Consider the following 18,197-nt stretch of genomic DNA (forward strand, 5'->3'; position numbering starts at 1 on the left):
TCATTCCCCTTCGGGAGGCTGGTAACGGGGGAACACCCCGGCCGGTGGCGGCAGCTTCGTGCCGGGGGCCAGGCGCGCGGCGACGGCGTCGAACGCCCGCCGGTCCCCAGCCTGCCCGAGCAGGTCGAGCAGCTTGCCGGCGGAGTCGGGCATCACCGGCTGGACGAGCAGAGCGGCGACGCGGACCGCCTCGCAGGTGACATAGAGGACCGTGCGGAACCGCAGCTGGTCGGCCTCGGACTCGCTCTTGCGCAACACCCACGGCTGTTGGGCCGAGAAGTATCTGTTCGCCTCGCCGAGCATCAGCCAGATCGCCTCCAACGCCAGATGCATGGCTTGGCCGTCGAAGCTGGCGCGCACCCGGTCCAGCAATCCGTCGGCCGTCGCCAACAGATCCGCGTCCGCGGCCGTCAGCTCGCCCGGTTCGGGGACGACCCCACCCAGGTTCTTGGCCACCATGGACAACGACCGCTGGGCCAGGTTGCCGAGCTCGTTGGCCAGATCGGCGTTGATCCGGGCGATGATCGCGTCTTCGCTGTAGCTGCCGTCCTGACCGAACGGCACCTCCCGCAACAGGAAGTAGCGGAGCTGGTCGACGCCGAACGTGTCGATCAGGGCGACCGGGTCGACGATGTTGCCCACCGACTTGCTCATCTTCTGCCCGCGGTTGAGCAGGAACCCGTGCGCGAACACCCTGCGCGGCAGTTCGATGCCGGCCGACATCAGGAATGCCGGCCAGTACACGGTGTGGAACCGGATGATGTCCTTGCCGATCATGTGCAGGTCGGCCGGCCAGTAGCGGCGGAACAGCTCGGATTCGGTGTCGGGATAGCCGACGCCGGTCAGGTAATTGGTGAGCGCGTCGACCCAGACGTACATGACGTGATCGGGATGCTCGGGCACCTGCACACCCCAGTCGAACGAGGTGCGCGAGATGGACAAGTCGCGCAGCCCGCCGGAGACGAAGCTGACAACCTCGTTGCGGCGCACCTCGGGCCCGATGAAATCCGGGTTGGCTTCGTAGTGGGCCAGCAGCTTGTCGGCGTATGCCGACAGCCGGAAGAAGTAGGTCTGCTCTTCGGTCCAGGTCACCGGGGCACCGGTTTCGACGGCGATCCGGGTGCCGTCGACCAGCGCGGTCTCGGATTCGACGAAGAACCGTTCGTCGCGCACCGAATACCAGCCCGCGTAGGTGTCGAGGTAGATGTCGCCGGCGGCCCGCATCCGCCGCCAGATCGCCTTGGAGGCCTCAAGGTGGTCGGGGTCGGTGGTGCGGATGAACCGGTCGAAGGAGATGTTCAGCCTCTCCTGCAGGCGCTGGAACGCGTCGGAGTTGCGCCGGGCCAGCTCGGCGGTGGGAATGCCCTGCGCCGCCGCCGTCTCGACCATCTTGAGACCGTGCTCGTCGGTCCCGGTCAGGAATCGCACGTCGAACCCGTCGAGGCGCTTGAACCGGGCGATGGCGTCGGTGGCGATGTATTCGTAGGCATGCCCGACGTGCGGATCACCGTTGGGGTACGTGATCGCCGTGGTGACGTAGTAGGGCCTCATCGAGAGTCCACCCTATTGTGTGGCCGTGAGTTCCAACCGGTCTGGTAAACGAGAAGCGCCGCCCCCGCCCGAACCGCTGGCTCCGCTGGTCGACGCCCACACCCACCTGGACGCCTGCGGCGCCCGGGACGCCGAGGGTGTGCGCGCCATCGTCGACCGCGCCGCGGCGGTCGGGGTGGGCGCGGTGGTCACCATCGCCGACGACCTGGATTCGGCGCGCTGGGTGACCCGGGCCGCCGACTGGGACCCGCGGGTGTACGCCGCGGTGGGACTGCATCCCACCCGCGCCGACGCGCTGGACGACGACGCACGCACCGAGATCGAGCGGCTCGCGGCGCATCCGCGGGTGGTGGCCGTCGGCGAGACCGGCCTGGACCTGTATTGGCCCGGGCGCCTCGACGGGTGCGCGCAGCCGGGCACGCAGCGCGACGCCTTCGCCTGGCACATCGACCTGGCCAAGCGGTGCGGAAAACCGCTGATGATCCACAACCGCGAGGCCGACGCCGAGGTCCTCGACGTGCTGGCGGCCGAGGGCGCCCCCGACGTGGTGATCTTCCACTGCTTCTCGTCGGGCCCCGCGACGGCCCGGCGCTGCGTGGACGCGGGGTGGTTGCTCAGCCTGTCCGGGACGGCGAGCTTCCGCAACGCGCGCGAGCTGCGGGAAGCCGTTCCGCTGATACCGCTGCAGCAGCTGCTGGTGGAGACCGATGCGCCGTTCCTGACGCCGCATCCCTACCGCGGGTCGCCCAACGAGCCGTACTGCCTTCCTTATACTGTCCGGGCGGTCGCTGAACTGGTAGGTCGTCCCGCCGAAGAGCTGGCGCTGGCCTCCACGAACAACGCCCGGCGGGTCTACGGACTGCCTCCCGGTTGACCCGCGGACTGCGCGATTGCGTTCACAAAGTCGCGCAGGAGTTGCTCAACATTGGCCGGTTCGTTACCGTCTTGTGATCGAAAGGGTGGGGCCTGCGGGCCCTAATTTGTCGTTTGGTGCTGATTAGGTCGTTGGGGTGCTTGCTGTGGTCGGGATAGACGCACGTTGACTGTATTAACAAAACTTCATCAGAACCCGTCGCCGATGTTGCGGCTCGTCGTCGGAGGGCTCCTGGTAGTCCTGGCGTTCGCGGGCGGATTCGCGGTCTCCGCGTGCAAGACGGTGACGCTGACCGTCGACGGAATCGCCATGCGGGTCACCACGATGAAGTCGCGGGTGATCGACATCGTGCAGGAGAACGGCTTCTCCGTCGACGAGCGTGACGACCTGTACCCCGCCGGAGACGTCACGGTGCACGACGCCGCCAACATCGTGTTGCGCCGCAGCCGGCCGTTGCAGATCTCGCTGGACGGCCGCGACACCAAACAGGTGTGGACGACGGCATCCACCGTCGACGAGGCGCTGGCCCAACTCGCCATGACCGACACCGCCCCGGCCGCGGCCTCCCGCGGCAGCCGGGTCCCGCTGGCCGGGATGGCCCTGCCCGTCGTCAGCGCCAAGACCGTGCGCATCACCGACGGCGGCACCGCCCGCATGGTCCATCTGCCCGCGCCCAATGTCGCGGGGCTGCTGAGCGCCGCCGGCGCGCCGCTCCTCGAAGGCGACCAGGCGGTGCCCAGCGCGTCGTCGCCCATCGTCGACGGCATGGAAATCCAGGTGACCCGCAACCGGATCCAGCGCGTCACCGAGCGGATGCCGTTGCCGCCGAACGCCCGCCGGGTCGAGGACCCGGACATGAACATGAGCCGCCAGGTGGTCGAGGACCCGGGCGCCCCGGGCACCCAGGACGTCACCTTCGCCGTGGCGACCGTCAACGGCGTCGAGACCGGGCGGTTGCCCATCGCCAACACCGTGATCACCCCGGCACGTGAGGCCGTGGTGCGGATCGGGACCAAGCCCGGAACCGACGTGCCGCCGGTGACCAACGGATCCGTCTGGGACGCGATCGCGGGTTGCGAGGCCGGCGGGAACTGGGCGATCAACACCGGCAACGGCTACTACGGCGGTGTGCAGTTCGACCAGGGCACCTGGGAGCGCAACGGCGGGCTGCGGTTCGCCGCGCGCGCGGACCTGGCAACTCGGGAAGAGCAGATCGCGGTCGCCGAGGTGACCCGGCAGCGCCAGGGCTGGGGCGCCTGGCCGGTGTGCAGCGGAAGAGCTGGTGCGAGCTGACCATCCGGCTGCTGGGTCGGACCGAGATCAGGCGGCTTGCCAAAGAACTTGATTTTCGGCCACGCAAATCCCTCGGTCAGAACTTCGTCCACGACGCCAACACGGTCCGCCGGATCGTCTCGACCGCCGGGGTGGGCCGGACCGATCACGTCCTCGAGGTCGGCCCCGGCCTGGGCTCACTGACGCTGGCTTTGCTGGACCGCGGCGCCACCGTCACGGCGGTCGAAATCGACCCGGTGCTGGCCGACCGCCTGCCGCAGACCGTCGCCGAGCACTCACACAGCGAGATCCAGCGGCTCACCGTGCTCAACCGCGACGTGCTGACCCTGCGCCCCGACGAGCTGGCCGCCGAGCCCAACGCGGTCGTGGCCAACCTGCCCTACAACGTGGCGGTGCCCGCGCTGCTGCACCTGCTCGCCGAGTTTCCGTCCATCAAGACCGTGACCGTGATGGTGCAGGCGGAGGTAGCCGAACGCCTTGCCGCCGAGCCCGGCGGCAAGGACTACGGCGTGCCCAGCGTCAAGGTCCGCTTCTTCGGAACGGTCCGGCGGTGCGGCATGGTGTCGCCGACGGTTTTCTGGCCGATTCCGCGGGTCTATTCGGGGCTGGTTCGCATCGACCGCTACGCCAGTTCGCAGTGGCCCACCGACGAAGCCTTCCGGCGCCAGGTGTTCCACTTGGTGGACATCGCGTTCGCGCAGCGGCGCAAGACGGTCCGCAACGCGTTCGCGGAGTGGGCCGGCTCGGGCAATGAGTCCGCGAACCGGCTGCTGGCCGCCAGCATCGACCCGGCCCGTCGCGGCGAGACGCTGTCCATCGACGACTTCGTGCGGCTGTTGCGGCGATCGGCCGCGTCCGGTACCGCGCCCGCGGCCGATCAGCAGCCGTCCGCGAACTGACTGCGGCGGCGCTGCGTGTAGTTGCCCGGTCGCAGCGATAGTCTGCTGCGGTGGGTGACAATGTCTGACGGCAACACCGCCGCCCAGTGGGTGCCCACCGGGTCGGTCACCGTCCGGGTGCCCGGAAAGGTCAACCTGTATCTGGCGGTCGGCGACCGCCGCGAGGACGGCTACCACGAGCTGACGACCGTGTTTCAGGCCGTCTCCCTGCTCGACGAGGTGACGGTCCGCAACGCCGATGTGCTCTCGCTCGAGGTCGTCGGGGAGGGTGCCGACAAGCTGCCCACCGATGAGCGCAACCTCGCCTGGCAGGCCGCCGAACTCATGGCCGAGCACGTGGGCCGGGCGCCCGACGTCTCGATCATGATCGACAAATCCATTCCGGTGGCCGGCGGGATGGCCGGCGGCAGCGCCGACGCCGCGGCCGTGCTGGTCGCCATGAACTCGCTGTGGGAGCTCAACGTGCCCCGCCGCGACCTGCGGATGCTCGCCGCGCGGCTGGGCAGTGACGTGCCCTTCGCGCTGCACGGTGGCACCGCGCTGGGGACCGGCCGCGGCGAGGAACTGGCCACCGTGCTGTCCCGCAACACCTTCCACTGGGTGCTGGCGTTCGCCGACGGCGAGCTGCTCACGCCGGCGGTCTTCAGCGAGCTGGACCGGCTGCGGGAGGCCGGGGATCCGCCGCGGCTTGCCGGGCCCGGGCCGGTGCTGGCGGCCCTGGCCGCGGGCGACCCGCAGCAGCTGGCGTCCTTGCTGGGCAACGAGATGCAGGCCGCCGCGGTAAGCCTGAATCCGCGGCTGCGCCGCACCCTGCGCGCCGGGGTCGAGGCCGGCGCCCTGGCGGGCATCGTGTCCGGCTCGGGCCCGACCTGCGCCTTCCTGTGCTCCTCGGCGGCCTCGGCGGTCGACGTCGGCACCGAGGTGTCCGGTGCGGGCGTCTGCCGCACGGTGCGCGTCGCGAGCGGGCCGGTGGCCGGTGCCCGCGTGGTGCCGGCCCCCACCGAGGTGTGAAAATTCCCCCAAATCGCGCATTCGTTTGGGCTGTTCCCTAAGAGGAGCTTAAGATAATGCGCGGTGACGGGTAGCGCTGAGCAAGAACACTTATCTTCGTCGTCCGCCGGGGTCCCCGGCGGACGACTGATAATTCGGGCTCACCGGCGTTTCCGGGGCCCGATTGGCGCCGATCCGGTGGCCGCATGCCGGGCCGCCTACTCATCGCCGATTCGAGACCTAACTGCAGCCCGACTGTGTTTGCGTGCCAGCTCCCAAGCGTTACCCAGGGAGCGGAATATCAAATCCCGGGCGTCGTGGCGAGCGCCGGAACCGAGGAGGTTTGTGTGAGCAGGTTTACCGAGAAGATGTACCGCAATGCCCGCAACGCGACGACGGGCATGGTCACCGGTGAACCCCACGAGCCGGTCCGCCACACCTGGGGCGAGGTCCACGAGCGCGCGCGCCGCGTCGCGGGCGGCCTGGCCGCCGCCGGGATCGGGCTGGGCGACGCGGTGGGCGTGCTGGCCGGCTTCCCGGTGGAGATCGCCCCGACGGCGCAGGGCCTGTGGATGCGCGGCGCCAGCCTGACGATGCTGCACCAGCCCACGCCGCGCACCGACCTGGCCGTGTGGGCCGAGGACACCATGAACGTCATCGGCATGATCGAGGCCAAGGCCGTCGTCGTCTCCGAGCCCTTCCTGGTGGCCGTCCCCGTGCTGGAGGAGAAGGGCATCAAGGTCCTCACCGTCGCCGACCTGCTGGCCGCGGATCCGATCGACCCCGTCGAGGTCGGCGAGGACGACCTGGCGCTGATGCAGCTGACCAGCGGCTCCACCGGATCTCCGAAGGCCGTCCAGATCACCCACCGCAACATCTACTCCAACGCCGAGGCGATGTTCATCGGCGCGCAGTACGACGTCGACAAGGACGTCATGGTCAGCTGGCTGCCCTGCTTCCACGACATGGGCATGGTCGGCTTCCTGACCATCCCGATGTACTTCGGCGCGGAGCTGGTCAAGGTCACGCCGATGGACTTCCTGCGCGACACCCTGCTGTGGGCCAAGCTCATCGACAAGTACAAGGGCACCATGACCGCGGCGCCCAACTTCGCCTACGCGCTGCTCGCCAAGCGGTTGCGCCGCAACGCCAAGCCGGGCGACTTCGACCTGTCGACCCTGCGGTTCGCGCTGTCCGGCGCCGAGCCGGTCGAACCCGCCGACGTCGAGGACCTGCTCGACGCGGGCAAGCCGTTCGGCCTGCGTCCGTCGGCGATCCTGCCGGCCTACGGCATGGCCGAGACGACGCTGGCCGTGTCGTTCTCGGAGTGCAACGCCGGCCTGGTCGTCGACGAGGTCGACGCCGACCTGCTGGCCGCGCTGCGCCGGGCGGTGCCCGCCACCAAGGGCAACACCCGCCGGCTGGCCACGCTCGGCCCGCTGCTGCAGGACCTGGAGGCGCGCATCATCGACGAGAACGGCGACGTGATGCCGCCGCGCGGCGTCGGGGTGATCGAGCTGCGCGGGGAGTCGCTGACGCCCGGCTACCTGACCATGGGCGGCTTCCTCCCGGCGCAGGACGAGAACGGCTGGTATGACACCGGCGACCTCGGCTACCTGACCGAGGAGGGCCACATCGTGGTGTGCGGCCGCGTCAAGGACGTCATCATCATGGCGGGCCGCAACATCTATCCCACCGACATCGAGCGGGCCGCGGGCCGCGTCGAGGGGGTGCGGCCCGGGTGCGCTGTCGCGGTGCGCCTCGACGCCGGGCACTCCCGGGAGACGTTCGCCGTCGCCGTCGAGTCCAACGCCTGGCAGGACCCGGCCGAGGTGCGCCGGATCGAGCACCAGGTCGCCCGCGAGGTGGTGGCCGAGGTCGACATGCGGCCGCGCAACGTCGTGGTGCTCGGGCCGGGCACCATCCCGAAGACACCATCGGGCAAGCTGCGCCGCTCGCACTCCGCGACCCTGGTCACCTAGGCCGCGCCGCATCGATCGCCCCACGGCGGGCGCCTACCAGGCGTGCACCTGGTTCTGCGCGGGCTCCAGCCCCAGCTCGATGAGTAACTCGGTGGCGTCCGCGGCCTGCTCGCAGATGGTGGGAACCTCGCCGCGCTCAGCGGCGGAGAAGTTCTCCAGCACGAACGCCGCCGGGTCCTTGCGCCCCGGCGGCCGGCCGATGCCGATGCGGACCCGCTGAAACTCCTTGGTGCCCAGCGCCGACGCCACCGACCGCAGCCCGTTGTGGCCGCCCTCGCCGCCGTCGATCTTGAGCCGAATCCGGCCGAAGTCGAGGTCGAGGTCGTCGTGGACGACGACGATGTCGGCCGGCGGCACCGAATAGAACTTCGCCAACGGCCCCACCTGCCGGCCGGACTCGTTCATGTAGCAGCGCGGCTTGGCCACCAGTACCGAGTGCCCGGCCAGTCGGCCGCTGACCACGTCGGCCCCGGACCGCTTGTGCACCTTGAACTTCGAACCCAACCGGTCGGCGAGCAGGTCGGCGACCATGAACCCGAGGTTGTGCCGGGTGCGCGCGTAGTTGTCTCCGGGGTTGCCCAGGCCGACCACCAGCAACGGCTCGGCCACGTTGCGGTCCGCCTACTCGGACTCGCCCGCGGGCGCCTCGGCCTCGCCGGCTTCCGCCTCCGCCGGGGCGGCTCCGCCCTCGGCGGCGGCGCCCGCGCCCTCTTCCTCGAGGTCCTCGGCGCTCGGCGCGACCACCACGTTGACCACCAGGGTCTCCGGGTCGGAGATCAGGTTGACGCCGCGCGGCAGCTCGATCTGCCCGGCGGTGAACTGGGTGCCGGGCTCGGCATCCTCCACCGATACGGTCAGCTGCTCGGGGATCGACAGCGCCTCGGCCTCGATCTCGATGGTGTTGGTGTCCTGGGTGACCAGGGTGCCGGGCGCGGCGTCGCCCTCGACGACGACGGTGACCTCCACGACCACCTTCTCGCCGCGACGCACGACCAGCAGGTCGGCGTGCTGGATGGTGCGGCGGATCGGGTGGATGTCGAGCGCCTTGGTCAGCGCCAGTTGTTCCTTGCCGTCGATGTCCAGGCTCAGCACCGCGTTCGTGCCCGCGTGGCGCAGCACCGCCGCGAAGTCGTGGCCGGGCAACTCCAGGTGCTGCGGTTGGGCGCCGTGGCCGTAGAGCACGGCGGGAATCCTGCCTTCGCGGCGGGCGCGGCGGGACGCGCCCTTGCCGGTCTCGGTTCGTACCGTCGCGGTGAGTTGGTTGCCTGCGGACTTGGCCATCGTGTCGCTCCTGTGTGCTCGGTGCCTGAGTGTGGGGGCACGGCCAGGGTCGCGACAGTTCGTCGGTCTCCGTCGATAACGGTGCTGGCTGGCCAGCCACCCTCGCCGTGACGCCCGGTCAGGTTAGCGCATCCGCACCTCAGAGCGGAAATTTGGTGCCGGTGAGCTGCTCGGACAGCTCCCACAGCGCCGCCGCCATCGCCGGGTCTTGCGCCCGCCGGCTGCGCCGGACCGGTTGGGTGCGGCCGGTCTGCCCGAATCGCGGCCCGACGAACGTGTCACCCGGCAGGTCCTGCGACGCCGCGTACAGCGTCTGGCGGGCGCCGAAGTCGGCGTCGGTGGCCACCACGCGGGTGACCGCCGACATCATCGCGTCGCCGAGCTTGCGGCCGGAGGCGCCCTGCAGGTTGGTGTGCGAGTAGCCGGGGTGGGCGGCCAGCGCGCGCAGCGTGGAACCGGCCCCGTCCAGGCGTCGCTGCAGCTCGCTGGTGAACAGCAGGTTGGCGAGCTTGGACTGGCTGTAGGCCAGCCACGGCGAGTACCGCCGCGTCTTCCAGTTCAGGTCATCGAGGCTGATCCGGCCGGCCCAGTGCGCCATCGACGACACGGTGACCACGCGATCGGTGAGCTTGGGCAGCAGCAGGTTGGTGAGCGCGAAATGCCCGAGGTGGTTGGTGCCGATCTGGCTCTCGAAGCCGTCGACGGTCTGCTGGTACGGGGCGGCCATGATGCCGGCGTTGTTGATCAGCACGTCGACGCTGTCGACCCCGTCGGCGAATTCGCGCACGGACGACAGGTTTTGCAGGTCGAGCGCGCGGACCTCGACCGGGCCGGTGTGGGAGCCCCTGATCTGCAGCGCGGCCTTCTCGCCCTTGCGGGTGTCGCGGACCGCCATGACGAGCGTCGCGCCCCGTCGCGCCAGCTCGCGGGCGGTGACCGCGCCCAGCCCGCTGTTGGCGCCCGTGACGATGACGGTGCGCCCGGCGAATGAGGGCAGGTCCGCGGCGGTCCAGTTGGTCATGGTTGTCGAGCCTAATCGGGATCGCTCACCGCCCGGCGAACCGCAAGGGCATTCACTTCGCGGCGACGACGAACCCCCGCATGATCGCCTCGATGTCGGACGACTGCGCGACGGCCTGGTTGGCCAGCCCGGTGATGGTGAGCTGCACCAGGTAGCGCTGCTTGGTGGGCGGCGAACCGGTGGCGATGACGATCCGGTTGAAGCTGTGCAGCCGCGTACCGTCCAGGTCGTAGCTGCCCTGGATCATCGACGAGGGGAAGCCGTAGTAGGGCGTCGTCGAGGCATCCAGCTGCTTGAAGTCCTCGAACAGCTGGGCGTCGTCGTTGCCGTGCTGGATCACCTGGGCCGGATCGAAATCGCCGTGCAACGCGAACACCACCAGCCGCGCGGTCGGGTACTTGCCGCCCTTGGAGATCATCACGGTCTCGGGCGCGATGTGCGGATTGTGCGCCGCCGTCCAGCCCGGGGGCGTCGGGATCGACACCGTCAGGTCGGGCAGGTTGCCCGGCGCGACCTGCTGTCCGGTCACGCCGATGTTCTGCAGATACTGCGACAGCGGGACGGGCTTGGCGACCCTCGTCGTGGTGGTCGTGGTCGTCGGGGTTGTCGACCAGATCGATTGGTAGTCAGGCGTTTTCGGCCCGCAAGCCGTCACGGGCAGGGTCAGCGCGATGGCCGTGGCCGCACACGCGCGTCTCACAGAATCTCGCGGGCCTTCTCGACCGGCCGGGCCAGCCGGGTGCCCTTCGTCGTCACGACGAACGGCCGCTCGATCAGGATCGGGTGTTCGGCCATGGCGTCGAGCAACTGGTCGTCGGTCGCATCGGCGAGATCGAGTTCGGCGTACAGCGGTTCCCGCTTGCGCACCGCGGTGCGCACGTCGATCCCGGCGTCGCTGATCATCTTCACCAGTTCGGCGCGCGACGGCGGGGTCTTCAGGTACTCGACGATCGTCGGCTCGAGGCCGTTGTCGCGCAACAGATCCAACGTCTTGCGGGAGGTGCTGCACCGGGGATTGTGGTAGATGACAGCCTCGCCGGGCTTTGCAGCCATCTAGGCGTCCCCGTCGAAAAGCCCCGTCACGGAGCCGTTTTCGAAGACGGCGCGAATGGTGCTGGCCAACAGCGGCGCGATGGACAAGACGGTGAGCTGGGGGAAGCGCTTCTCCTCGCCGATCGGCAGCGTGTTGGTGACGATCACCTCCCGCGCGCCGGACGCCGCGAGCCGCTGGGCGGCCGGGTCGGACAGCACGCCGTGGGTGGCCGCGATGATGACGTCGGCGGCGCCGTCGTCGCGCAGCAGCTGCACCGCGCCGGCGATGGTGCCGCCGGTGTCGATCATGTCGTCGATGAGCACACAGGTCCTGCCCTGCACCTCGCCCACCACGCGGTTGGACACTACCTGGTTGGGCACGCGCGGGTCGCGGGTCTTGTGGATGAAGGCGAGCGGAACGCCACCCAATGCGTCGGCCCACTTCTCGGCGATGCGCACCCGGCCCGAGTCGGGGGAGACGACCACCATGTTGCCGTCGGGGTAGTTGTCGCGGATGTAGCCGGTCAGCAGGTTTTGGGCGCGCATGTGGTCGACCGGCCCGTCGAAGAACCCCTGGATCTGGTCGGTGTGCAGGTCGACGGTCACGATCCGGTCGGCGCCCGCGGTCTTGAGCAGGTCGGCGACCAGCCGCGCCGAGATCGGTTCGCGGCCGCGATGCTTCTTGTCCTGCCGGGCGTAGGGGTAGAACGGCATGACCGCGGTGATCCGTTTGGCGCTGCCGCGCTTGAGCGCGTCGATCATGATCAGCTGTTCCATCAGCCAGTCATTGACCGGTGCCGGGGCCGACTGCAGGACGAACGCGTCGCACCCGCGCACCGACTCGTGGAACCGCACGAAGATCTCGCCGTTGGCGAACTCGCGCGCCGTCTGAGCGGTGACGTGGACGTCGAGCTCTTTTGCCACCTGCTCGGCCAGCTCCGGATGCGCGCGGCCGGAGAAGAGCATCAGGTTCTTGCGGTTGTCGGTCCAGTCGTGGCTCAACGCACTGCCCTCACCGTTGTCGAGAATGGAACGCCCCATCGTACGTAGCGAATCGTACGGAAAGTGGCCGGGTTACCAGAAACCGACATCACGGTGTCTGTTCGGGCTCGGACGCCGGGTCGGCGGCCTGTGTCGCCTTCGCGGCCGCCTCGGCGGCCGCGCTGCCCGGTCGTTTGCGCTGCACCCAGCCCTCGATGTTGCGCTGCGGGCCCGCGGACACCGCCAGCGCGCCCGGCGGGACGTCGTCGCGGACCACGGTTCCCGCGCCGGTGTAGGCCCCGTCGCCGACGGTCACCGGGGCGACGAACATGGTGTCCGAGCCGGTCCGCACGTGCGATCCGACCGTGGTGCGCCGCTTGGTGGCGCCGTCGTAGTTGACGAAGACGCTCGACGCGCCGATGTTGCTGTGTTCGCCGATGTCGGCATCCCCGACGTAGGTCAGGTGCGGAACCTTGGTGCCGGTGCCGATCGTGGAGTTCTTGGTCTCGACGAACGCCCCGAGCTTGCCTTCGTCGCCCAGCACGGTGCCGGGCCGCAGGTAGGTGAAGGGGCCGACCGTGGCGCCGGCGCCGATGGACGACGACGTGCCGTGCGTGCGCACCACCGATGCGCCCTCACCCACGGTGACGTCGGTGAGCGTGGTGTCGGGGCCGACGACGCAGTGGCTCCCGACCTGGCTGCGGCCCAGCAGCTGCGTGCCCGGGTGGATGACGGTGTCGCGCCCGATCGTGACCTCGACGTCGATCCAGGTGGTCGCCGGATCCACGATGGTGACCCCGGCCATCTGGTGGGCGGCGACGATCCGGCGGTTGAGCTCGGCGCCCAGCTGCGCCAGCTGCACGCGGTTGTTGACGCCGGCGACCAGGGCACTGTCGTCGACGTGCCGGGCCTGGACGGCCTGCCCGTCGCCCCGAAAGATCGAGATGACGTCGGTCAGGTAGAGCTCCTGCTGGGCGTTGTCGGAGCTCAGCCGGCTCAGCGCGGAGCGCAGCGCCGCGACGTCGAAGGCGTAGACCCCGGCGTTGACCTCGTGGATCTCCCGCTGGACGGGTGTCGCGTCGGCGTGTTCCACGATCGCGGTGACCTCGTTGTCCTGGGTGCGCAGGATCCGGCCGTAGCCGGTGGGGTCGTCGAGCGTCGTGGTGAGCACGGTCGCGGCGGCCGAGGCCGCGTGGTGGGTCGCGATCAGGTCGGCCAGGGTGTCGGGGTCCAGCAGCGGCGTATCGCCGGAGGTGACGACGACCACGCCGGCGTAGTCGTCGGGCAGCGCGGACAGGCCGCAACGGACCGCGTGACCGGTGCCCAGCGGCCGGTCCTGCAGCGCGACCTCGATGCCGCGTCCCAGGGCGTCGGCCGATTCGGCGACCAGCGGCGCGATGCGCTGATGATCGTGGCCCAGGACCACGACCAGGTGCTGCGGCGCGACCTTGGTGACGGCGTGCAGCAGGTGGGACAGCATGCTGCGACCGGCGATCTCGTGCAGCACCTTGGGGGTGTCGGACCGCATCCGGGTGCCGGGCCCGGCCGCGAGCACCAGGACCGCGGTATCACCACGAGACGCCATCAACTCTCCTCAACCCCGGCGCGACCGTCGTGTCCGTAGACGACACGCCGTCAAGCGTGGCACTTGATGCACACCCGAGGCAAAGAGCCGTGCTCCGTCGCCAGGACTCGAACCTGAACTATCTGAACCAAAATCAGAGGTGCTGCCGATTACACCACGACGGATCGCAAGCGCCGTAGGCCCGCGCCACCAACAGACTTTAGACGGTGTGCGGGCCGATCGCGGCTCCGAGGGAAAGACGGACGGTTCGGCGCGGGCGACGCTATACGCTGATTGACGTGGCTGTTCTCGACAAGGAACCGGACAAGGAGGTGCGCGCGCCGCGCGCCCGCATGACCGGTAGCGAGCGCCGACAGCAACTCATCGGCATCGCGCGCTCGCTGTTCGCCGAACGCGGCTACGAGGGCACCTCGATCGAGGAGATCGCGTTGCGTGCCAACGTGTCCAAGCCAGTCGTCTACGAACATTTCGGCGGCAAGGAGGGGCTGTACGCCGTGGTCGTCGACCGCGAGATGTCGGCGCTGCTGGACGGCATCACCTCGTCGCTGACCAACAACCGCTCCCGGGTGCGGGTCGAGCGGGTCGCGCTGGCGTTGCTCACCTACGTCGAGGAGCGCACCGACGGCTTCCGCATCATGATCCGCGACTCGCCGGCCGCGATCAGCTCCGGCACCTACTCCAGCCTGCTCAACGACGCCGTCAGCCAGGTCAGCTCCATCCTGGCCGGCGACTTCGCGCGTCGCGGCCTGGATCCGGAGCTGGCGCCGTTGTACGCCCAGGCGCTGGTGGGCTCGGTGTCGATGACGGCGCAGTGGTGGCTCGACACCCGCGAGCCCAAGAAAGAAGTGGTCGCCGCGCACCTGGTCAACTTGATGTGGAACGGGCTGACCCATCTGGAGGCCGACCCCAGGCTGCAGGACGGCTAGACCGCCGGGCTTGGTTACGCGCGGCGGCCTGGCTCCCGGTGTCCTGACGATCCCTTCGCGGCGCCGGCTCGAAATTGACGAATCTTGGCGCCCCTAGAATGGATTCATCATGACCGCACCGGGGCCTGCTCGCCCAGAACCCCCGATCGCGGGGCTCGTTGAATTGGCGCTCACCGCGCCGACCTTCCAGCAGTTGATCGAAAGCGCGGCCGAACGACCGGGCGAGCTTCACCTGGTGGGTCCAGCCAGCGCACGGGTGTTCGTCGCCAGCGCGCTGGCGCGGTCGGGTCCATTGCTGGTAGTCACCGCGACCGGGCGGGAAGCCGATGACCTGACCGCCGAACTGCGCGGCGTCTTCGGCGACGCCGTGGCGGCCTTCCCGTCCTGGGAGACCCTGCCGCACGAGCGGCTTTCACCCGGCGTCGACACCGTCGGCACCCGGTTGACGGTGCTGCGCCGGCTGGCCCACCCCGATGACGCGCGGTTGGGTCCGCCGCTGCGGGTCGTGGTGACCGCGGTGCGCTCACTGCTGCAGCCGATGACGCCGCAGCTGGGGCTGGTCGAGCCGGTCACCTTCAGCGTCGGCCAGGAGATCGCGTTCTCCGACGTCGTCGCCCGGCTGGTCGAGCTGGCCTACACCCGGGTCGACATGGTGGGCCGGCGCGGCGAGTTCGCCGTGCGCGGCGGAATCCTCGACGTCTTCCCGCCGACCGCCGAGCACCCCGTGCGCATCGAGTTCTGGGGCGACGAGGTCAGCGAGATGCGGATGTTCGCCGTCGCCGACCAGCGCTCCATCCCCGAGGTCGAAGTCGAGACGGTGATCGCGGTGGCCTGCCGTGAGCTGCTGCTGACCGAAGACGTGCGGGAACGCGCCGCCGCGCTGGCCGCCCGGCACTCCGGGGCCGAGCCCGCGATCACCGGCAGCGTGACCGACATGCTGGCCAAGCTGGCCGAGGGCATCGCGGTCGACGGCATGGAGGCGCTGCTGCCGGTGCTGCGGCCCGGCGAACACGTGCTGCTGACCGATCAGCTGGCCCAGGACACGCCGGTGCTGCTGTGCGACCCGGAAAAGGTGCGGACCCGGGCCGCCGACCTGATCAAGACCGGCAGCGAATTCCTCGAGGCGTCCTGGTCGGTCGCCGCGCTGGGCACCGACGCACCCGTGGACGTGACGCAGTTCGGCGGATCGGGGTTCGCGGAGCTACAGGACGTGCACGCCGCGGCGGTGCGGTCGGGTCATCCCTGGTGGACGCTGAGCCAGCTGTCCGACGAGTCCGCGGTGGAACTGGACGTCCGGGCGGCGCCGTCGGCCCGCGGGCATCAGCACGACATCGACGAGATCTTCGCCATGCTGCGCGCCCACGTCTCGACCGGTGGCTACGCCGCGGTGGTCGCGCCCGGCGTCGGGACCGCGCACCGGGTCGTCGAGCGGCTCGCCGACTCCGACACCCCCGCCGCCATGCTGGAACCGGGCGCGGCGGACACCACGCTCAAACCGGGGATCGTCAGCGTCCTCAAGGGCCCGCTGCACGACGGTGTCATCGTTCCCGGCGCCAACCTGGTCGTCATCACCGAGACCGACCTGACCGGCAGCCGGGCCACCGCCGTCGAGGGCAAGCGGCTGGCGGCCAAGCGGCGCAACACCGTGGACCCGCTGGCGCTGACGGCCGGCGACCTGGTGGTGCACGACCAGCACGGCATCGGCCGGTTCGTCGAGATGGTCGAACGCACCGTCGGCGGGGCGCGCAGGGAGTACCTCGTTCTCGAGTACGCGTCCAGCAAGCGGGGCGGCGGATCGGACAAGCTCTACGTCCCGATGGATTCGCTGGACCAGCTGTCGCGCTACGTCGGCGGTCAGGCGCCCGCCCTCTCCAAGCTGGGCGGCAGCGACTGGGCCAACACCAAGACCAAGGCCCGCCGCGCCGTGCGCGAGATCGCCGGCGAGCTGGTGGCGCTGTACGCCAAGCGGCAGGCCAGCCCCGGGCACGCGTTCGCGCCGGACACCCCGTGGCAGGCCGAGATGGAGGACGCGTTCGGCTTCACCGAGACCGTCGACCAGCTCACCGCCATCACCGAGGTCAAGGCCGACATGGAAAAACCGATCCCGATGGACCGGGTGATCTGCGGCGACGTCGGCTACGGCAAGACCGAGATCGCCGTGCGGGCCGCGTTCAAGGCCGTCCAGGACGGCAAGCAGGCCGCGGTGCTGGTGCCCACCACGCTGCTGGCCGACCAGCACCTGCAGACGTTCACCGACCGGATGGCCGGCTTCCCGGTGACCGTCAAGGGTCTGTCGCGGTTCACCGACCCCGCCGACTCCCGCGCCGTGATCGAGGGCATGGCCGACGGGTCGGTCGACATCGTGATCGGCACGCACCGGCTGCTGCAGACCGGGGTGCGCTGGAAGGACCTGGGCCTGGTGATCGTCGACGAGGAGCAGCGCTTCGGCGTCGAACACAAGGAGCACATCAAGTCGCTGCGCACCCACGTCGACGTGCTGACCATGAGCGCCACCCCGATCCCGCGCACCCTGGAGATGAGCCTGGCCGGCATCCGCGAGATGTCGACGATCCTGACCCCGCCCGAAGAGCGCTACCCGGTGCTGACCTACGTCGGCCCGCACGACGACAAGCAGGTCGCCGCCGCCCTGCGGCGCGAGTTGCTGCGCGACGGGCAGGCCTTCTACGTGCACAACCGGGTCAGTTCCATCGATCGGGCGGCGGCCCACGTGCGCGAGCTGGTCCCGGAGGCGCGGGTGGTCGTCGCGCACGGGCAGATGCCCGAGGAGCGGCTGGAACGCACCGTGCAGGGCTTCTGGAACCGCGAGTACGACATCCTGGTGTGCACCACGATCGTGGAGACCGGGCTGGACATCTCGAACGCCAACACGCTGATCGTCGAGCGCGCCGACACCTTCGGGCTCTCGCAGCTGCACCAGCTGCGCGGCCGGGTGGGGCGCAGCCGTGAGCGTGGCTACGCCTACTTCCTGTATCCGCCGCAGGCGCCGTTGACCGAGACGGCCTACGACCGGTTGGCGACCATCGCGCAGAACAACGAGCTGGGCGCGGGGATGGCCGTGGCGCTCAAGGACCTGGAGATCCGCGGGGCGGGCAACGTGCTGGGCGTCGAGCAGTCCGGGCACGTCGCCGGGGTCGGCTTCGACCTGTACGTGCGGCTGGTGGGCGAGGCCGTGGAGGCCTATCGGGCCGCCGCCGACGGGCAGACGGTGACCACCGCCGAGGAGCCCAAGGACGTGCGCATCGACCTGCCGGTGGACGCGCACCTGCCGCCGGACTACATCGCCAGCGACCGGCTCCGGCTGGAGGCCTACCGGCGCCTGGCGGCCGCTTCGGACGACGCGGCCGTCGGGGCCGTGGTCGAGGAACTCGTCGACCGCTACGGTGCGCTGCCCGAGCCCGCCCTGCGCCTGGTGGCGGTCGCGCGGTTGCGGCTGCTGTGCCGCGCTGCCGGCATCACCGAGGTGTCGGCCCCGTCGGCGGCGACGGTGCGGTTGTCGCCGATGACGCTGCTCGATTCGGCCCAGGTGCGGCTCAAGCGGATGTATCCGGCCGCCAGCTACCGCGCCACGACGTCCACCGTGCAGGTGCCCATCCCGCGGGCCGGCGGGGTCGGTGCGGCACGCATCCGCGACGTCGAATTGCTGCAGATGGTGGCCAACCTGGTCACGGCGCTGGAAGGTAAGCCCCAGATCGATATTGGTATAACGGGGTCACCTGCAGCGATGTCCAGTGAGGAGCGGCAAGCGCGATGATTCGCGCCGG

The 18,197-nt window shown here is 69.9% G+C and carries 15 protein-coding genes and 1 tRNA gene; 7 read left to right on the forward strand and 9 right to left on the reverse strand.

Annotation, left to right across the window (positions count from 1 at the left end):
- Nucleotides 1-1,551 carry a methionine--tRNA ligase gene (gene metG, locus AWC03_RS06360; RefSeq protein ID WP_085239675.1) on the reverse strand — a complete coding sequence of 517 codons (1,551 nt, stop codon included), beginning with the start codon at nucleotides 1,549-1,551 and terminating at the stop codon, nucleotides 1-3.
- Nucleotides 1,552-1,570: 19 nt separating this feature from the next.
- Between metG and AWC03_RS06365 the strand changes: the two genes are divergently transcribed.
- The 5 genes from AWC03_RS06365 to AWC03_RS06390 all read left to right on the forward strand — a co-directional run bounded on the left by AWC03_RS06365 (nucleotide 1,571) and on the right by AWC03_RS06390 (nucleotide 7,589).
- On the forward strand, nucleotides 1,571-2,425 hold the full coding sequence (locus AWC03_RS06365) for a TatD family hydrolase (protein WP_085239676.1): 855 nt from the start codon (nucleotides 1,571-1,573) through the stop codon (nucleotides 2,423-2,425).
- Between the two features lie 165 nt (nucleotides 2,426-2,590).
- A complete protein-coding gene (locus AWC03_RS06370; protein WP_208859286.1) occupies nucleotides 2,591-3,718 on the forward strand; it encodes a resuscitation-promoting factor in 1,128 nt (375 codons plus the stop codon).
- The gene (rsmA, locus tag AWC03_RS06375) at nucleotides 3,682-4,617 is read left to right on the forward strand and encodes a 16S rRNA (adenine(1518)-N(6)/adenine(1519)-N(6))-dimethyltransferase RsmA (RefSeq protein WP_085239708.1); all 936 of its coding nucleotides are present in this window, start codon (nucleotides 3,682-3,684) and stop codon (nucleotides 4,615-4,617) included. The genes AWC03_RS06370 and rsmA overlap by 37 nt, the downstream gene beginning before the upstream one ends.
- 54 nt (nucleotides 4,618-4,671) lie before the next feature.
- On the forward strand, nucleotides 4,672-5,628 hold the full coding sequence (locus AWC03_RS06380) for a 4-(cytidine 5'-diphospho)-2-C-methyl-D-erythritol kinase (RefSeq protein WP_208859285.1): 957 nt from the start codon (nucleotides 4,672-4,674) through the stop codon (nucleotides 5,626-5,628).
- A 326-nt stretch (nucleotides 5,629-5,954) separates the two neighbouring features.
- Nucleotides 5,955-7,589, forward strand: coding sequence for a fatty acyl-AMP ligase (locus AWC03_RS06390; RefSeq protein WP_085239709.1), 1,635 nt, complete (start codon nucleotides 5,955-5,957; stop codon nucleotides 7,587-7,589).
- Nucleotides 7,590-7,622: 33 nt separating this feature from the next.
- Here the strand turns inward: AWC03_RS06390 and pth are convergent, their stop codons facing one another.
- The 8 genes from pth to AWC03_RS06430 all read right to left on the reverse strand — a co-directional run bounded on the left by pth (nucleotide 7,623) and on the right by AWC03_RS06430 (nucleotide 13,653).
- Complete coding sequence (gene pth / locus AWC03_RS06395) at nucleotides 7,623-8,198, reverse strand: aminoacyl-tRNA hydrolase (RefSeq protein ID WP_085239680.1); 576 nt, start codon at nucleotides 8,196-8,198, stop codon at nucleotides 7,623-7,625.
- A 12-nt stretch (nucleotides 8,199-8,210) separates the two neighbouring features.
- Nucleotides 8,211-8,870: a 50S ribosomal protein L25/general stress protein Ctc gene (locus tag AWC03_RS06400; RefSeq protein ID WP_085239681.1), complete on the reverse strand. Its 660-nt coding sequence runs from the start codon at nucleotides 8,868-8,870 to the stop codon at nucleotides 8,211-8,213.
- Between the two features lie 139 nt (nucleotides 8,871-9,009).
- The gene (locus tag AWC03_RS06405; RefSeq protein ID WP_085239682.1) at nucleotides 9,010-9,891 is read right to left on the reverse strand and encodes an oxidoreductase; all 882 of its coding nucleotides are present in this window, start codon (nucleotides 9,889-9,891) and stop codon (nucleotides 9,010-9,012) included.
- Between the two features lie 52 nt (nucleotides 9,892-9,943).
- Complete coding sequence (locus AWC03_RS06410; RefSeq protein ID WP_085239683.1) at nucleotides 9,944-10,591, reverse strand: LpqN/LpqT family lipoprotein; 648 nt, start codon at nucleotides 10,589-10,591, stop codon at nucleotides 9,944-9,946.
- Complete coding sequence (gene arsC / locus AWC03_RS06415) at nucleotides 10,588-10,944, reverse strand: arsenate reductase (glutaredoxin) (protein WP_085239684.1); 357 nt, start codon at nucleotides 10,942-10,944, stop codon at nucleotides 10,588-10,590. The genes AWC03_RS06410 and arsC overlap by 4 nt, the downstream gene beginning before the upstream one ends.
- Nucleotides 10,945-11,925 carry a ribose-phosphate diphosphokinase gene (locus AWC03_RS06420; protein ID WP_085239710.1) on the reverse strand — a complete coding sequence of 327 codons (981 nt, stop codon included), beginning with the start codon at nucleotides 11,923-11,925 and terminating at the stop codon, nucleotides 10,945-10,947.
- Nucleotides 11,926-12,013: 88 nt separating this feature from the next.
- Nucleotides 12,014-13,489, reverse strand: a complete 1,476-nt coding sequence (glmU, locus tag AWC03_RS06425; protein ID WP_085239685.1) for a bifunctional UDP-N-acetylglucosamine diphosphorylase/glucosamine-1-phosphate N-acetyltransferase GlmU — start codon at nucleotides 13,487-13,489, stop codon at nucleotides 12,014-12,016.
- A 92-nt stretch (nucleotides 13,490-13,581) separates the two neighbouring features.
- Nucleotides 13,582-13,653 (reverse strand) — tRNA-Gln (locus AWC03_RS06430).
- Between the two features lie 168 nt (nucleotides 13,654-13,821).
- Between AWC03_RS06430 and AWC03_RS06435 the strand changes: the two genes are divergently transcribed.
- Both AWC03_RS06435 and mfd read left to right on the forward strand, forming a co-directional pair.
- Entirely contained in the window at nucleotides 13,822-14,415 is a 594-nt protein-coding gene (locus AWC03_RS06435) for a TetR/AcrR family transcriptional regulator (protein WP_141659210.1), read from the forward strand.
- A gap of 109 nt (nucleotides 14,416-14,524) precedes the next feature.
- Nucleotides 14,525-18,187 (forward strand): transcription-repair coupling factor, encoded by a 3,663-nt coding sequence (mfd, locus tag AWC03_RS06440; RefSeq protein WP_085239686.1) that lies wholly within the window; start codon nucleotides 14,525-14,527, stop codon nucleotides 18,185-18,187.
- Nucleotides 18,188-18,197 lie beyond the last annotated feature (10 nt).

The organism is Mycobacterium europaeum (assembly GCF_002102155.1).
GTDB lineage: Bacteria > Actinomycetota > Actinomycetes > Mycobacteriales > Mycobacteriaceae > Mycobacterium > Mycobacterium europaeum.

Excerpts from the sequence above, each read along its gene's own strand:
- metG (WP_085239675.1), bottom strand. The coding sequence starts at position 1,551 with ATGAGGCCCTACTACGTCACCACGGCGATCACGTACCCCAACGGTGAT.
- AWC03_RS06400 (WP_085239681.1), bottom strand. The coding sequence starts at position 8,870 with ATGGCCAAGTCCGCAGGCAACCAACTCACCGCGACGGTACGAACCGAG.
- AWC03_RS06405 (WP_085239682.1), bottom strand. The coding sequence starts at position 9,891 with ATGACCAACTGGACCGCCGCGGACCTGCCCTCATTCGCCGGGCGCACC.
- arsC (WP_085239684.1), bottom strand. The coding sequence starts at position 10,944 with ATGGCTGCAAAGCCCGGCGAGGCTGTCATCTACCACAATCCCCGGTGC.
- glmU (WP_085239685.1), bottom strand. The coding sequence starts at position 13,489 with ATGGCGTCTCGTGGTGATACCGCGGTCCTGGTGCTCGCGGCCGGGCCC.
- AWC03_RS06435 (WP_141659210.1), top strand. The coding sequence starts at position 13,822 with ATGACCGGTAGCGAGCGCCGACAGCAACTCATCGGCATCGCGCGCTCG.
- mfd (WP_085239686.1), top strand. The coding sequence starts at position 14,525 with ATGACCGCACCGGGGCCTGCTCGCCCAGAACCCCCGATCGCGGGGCTC.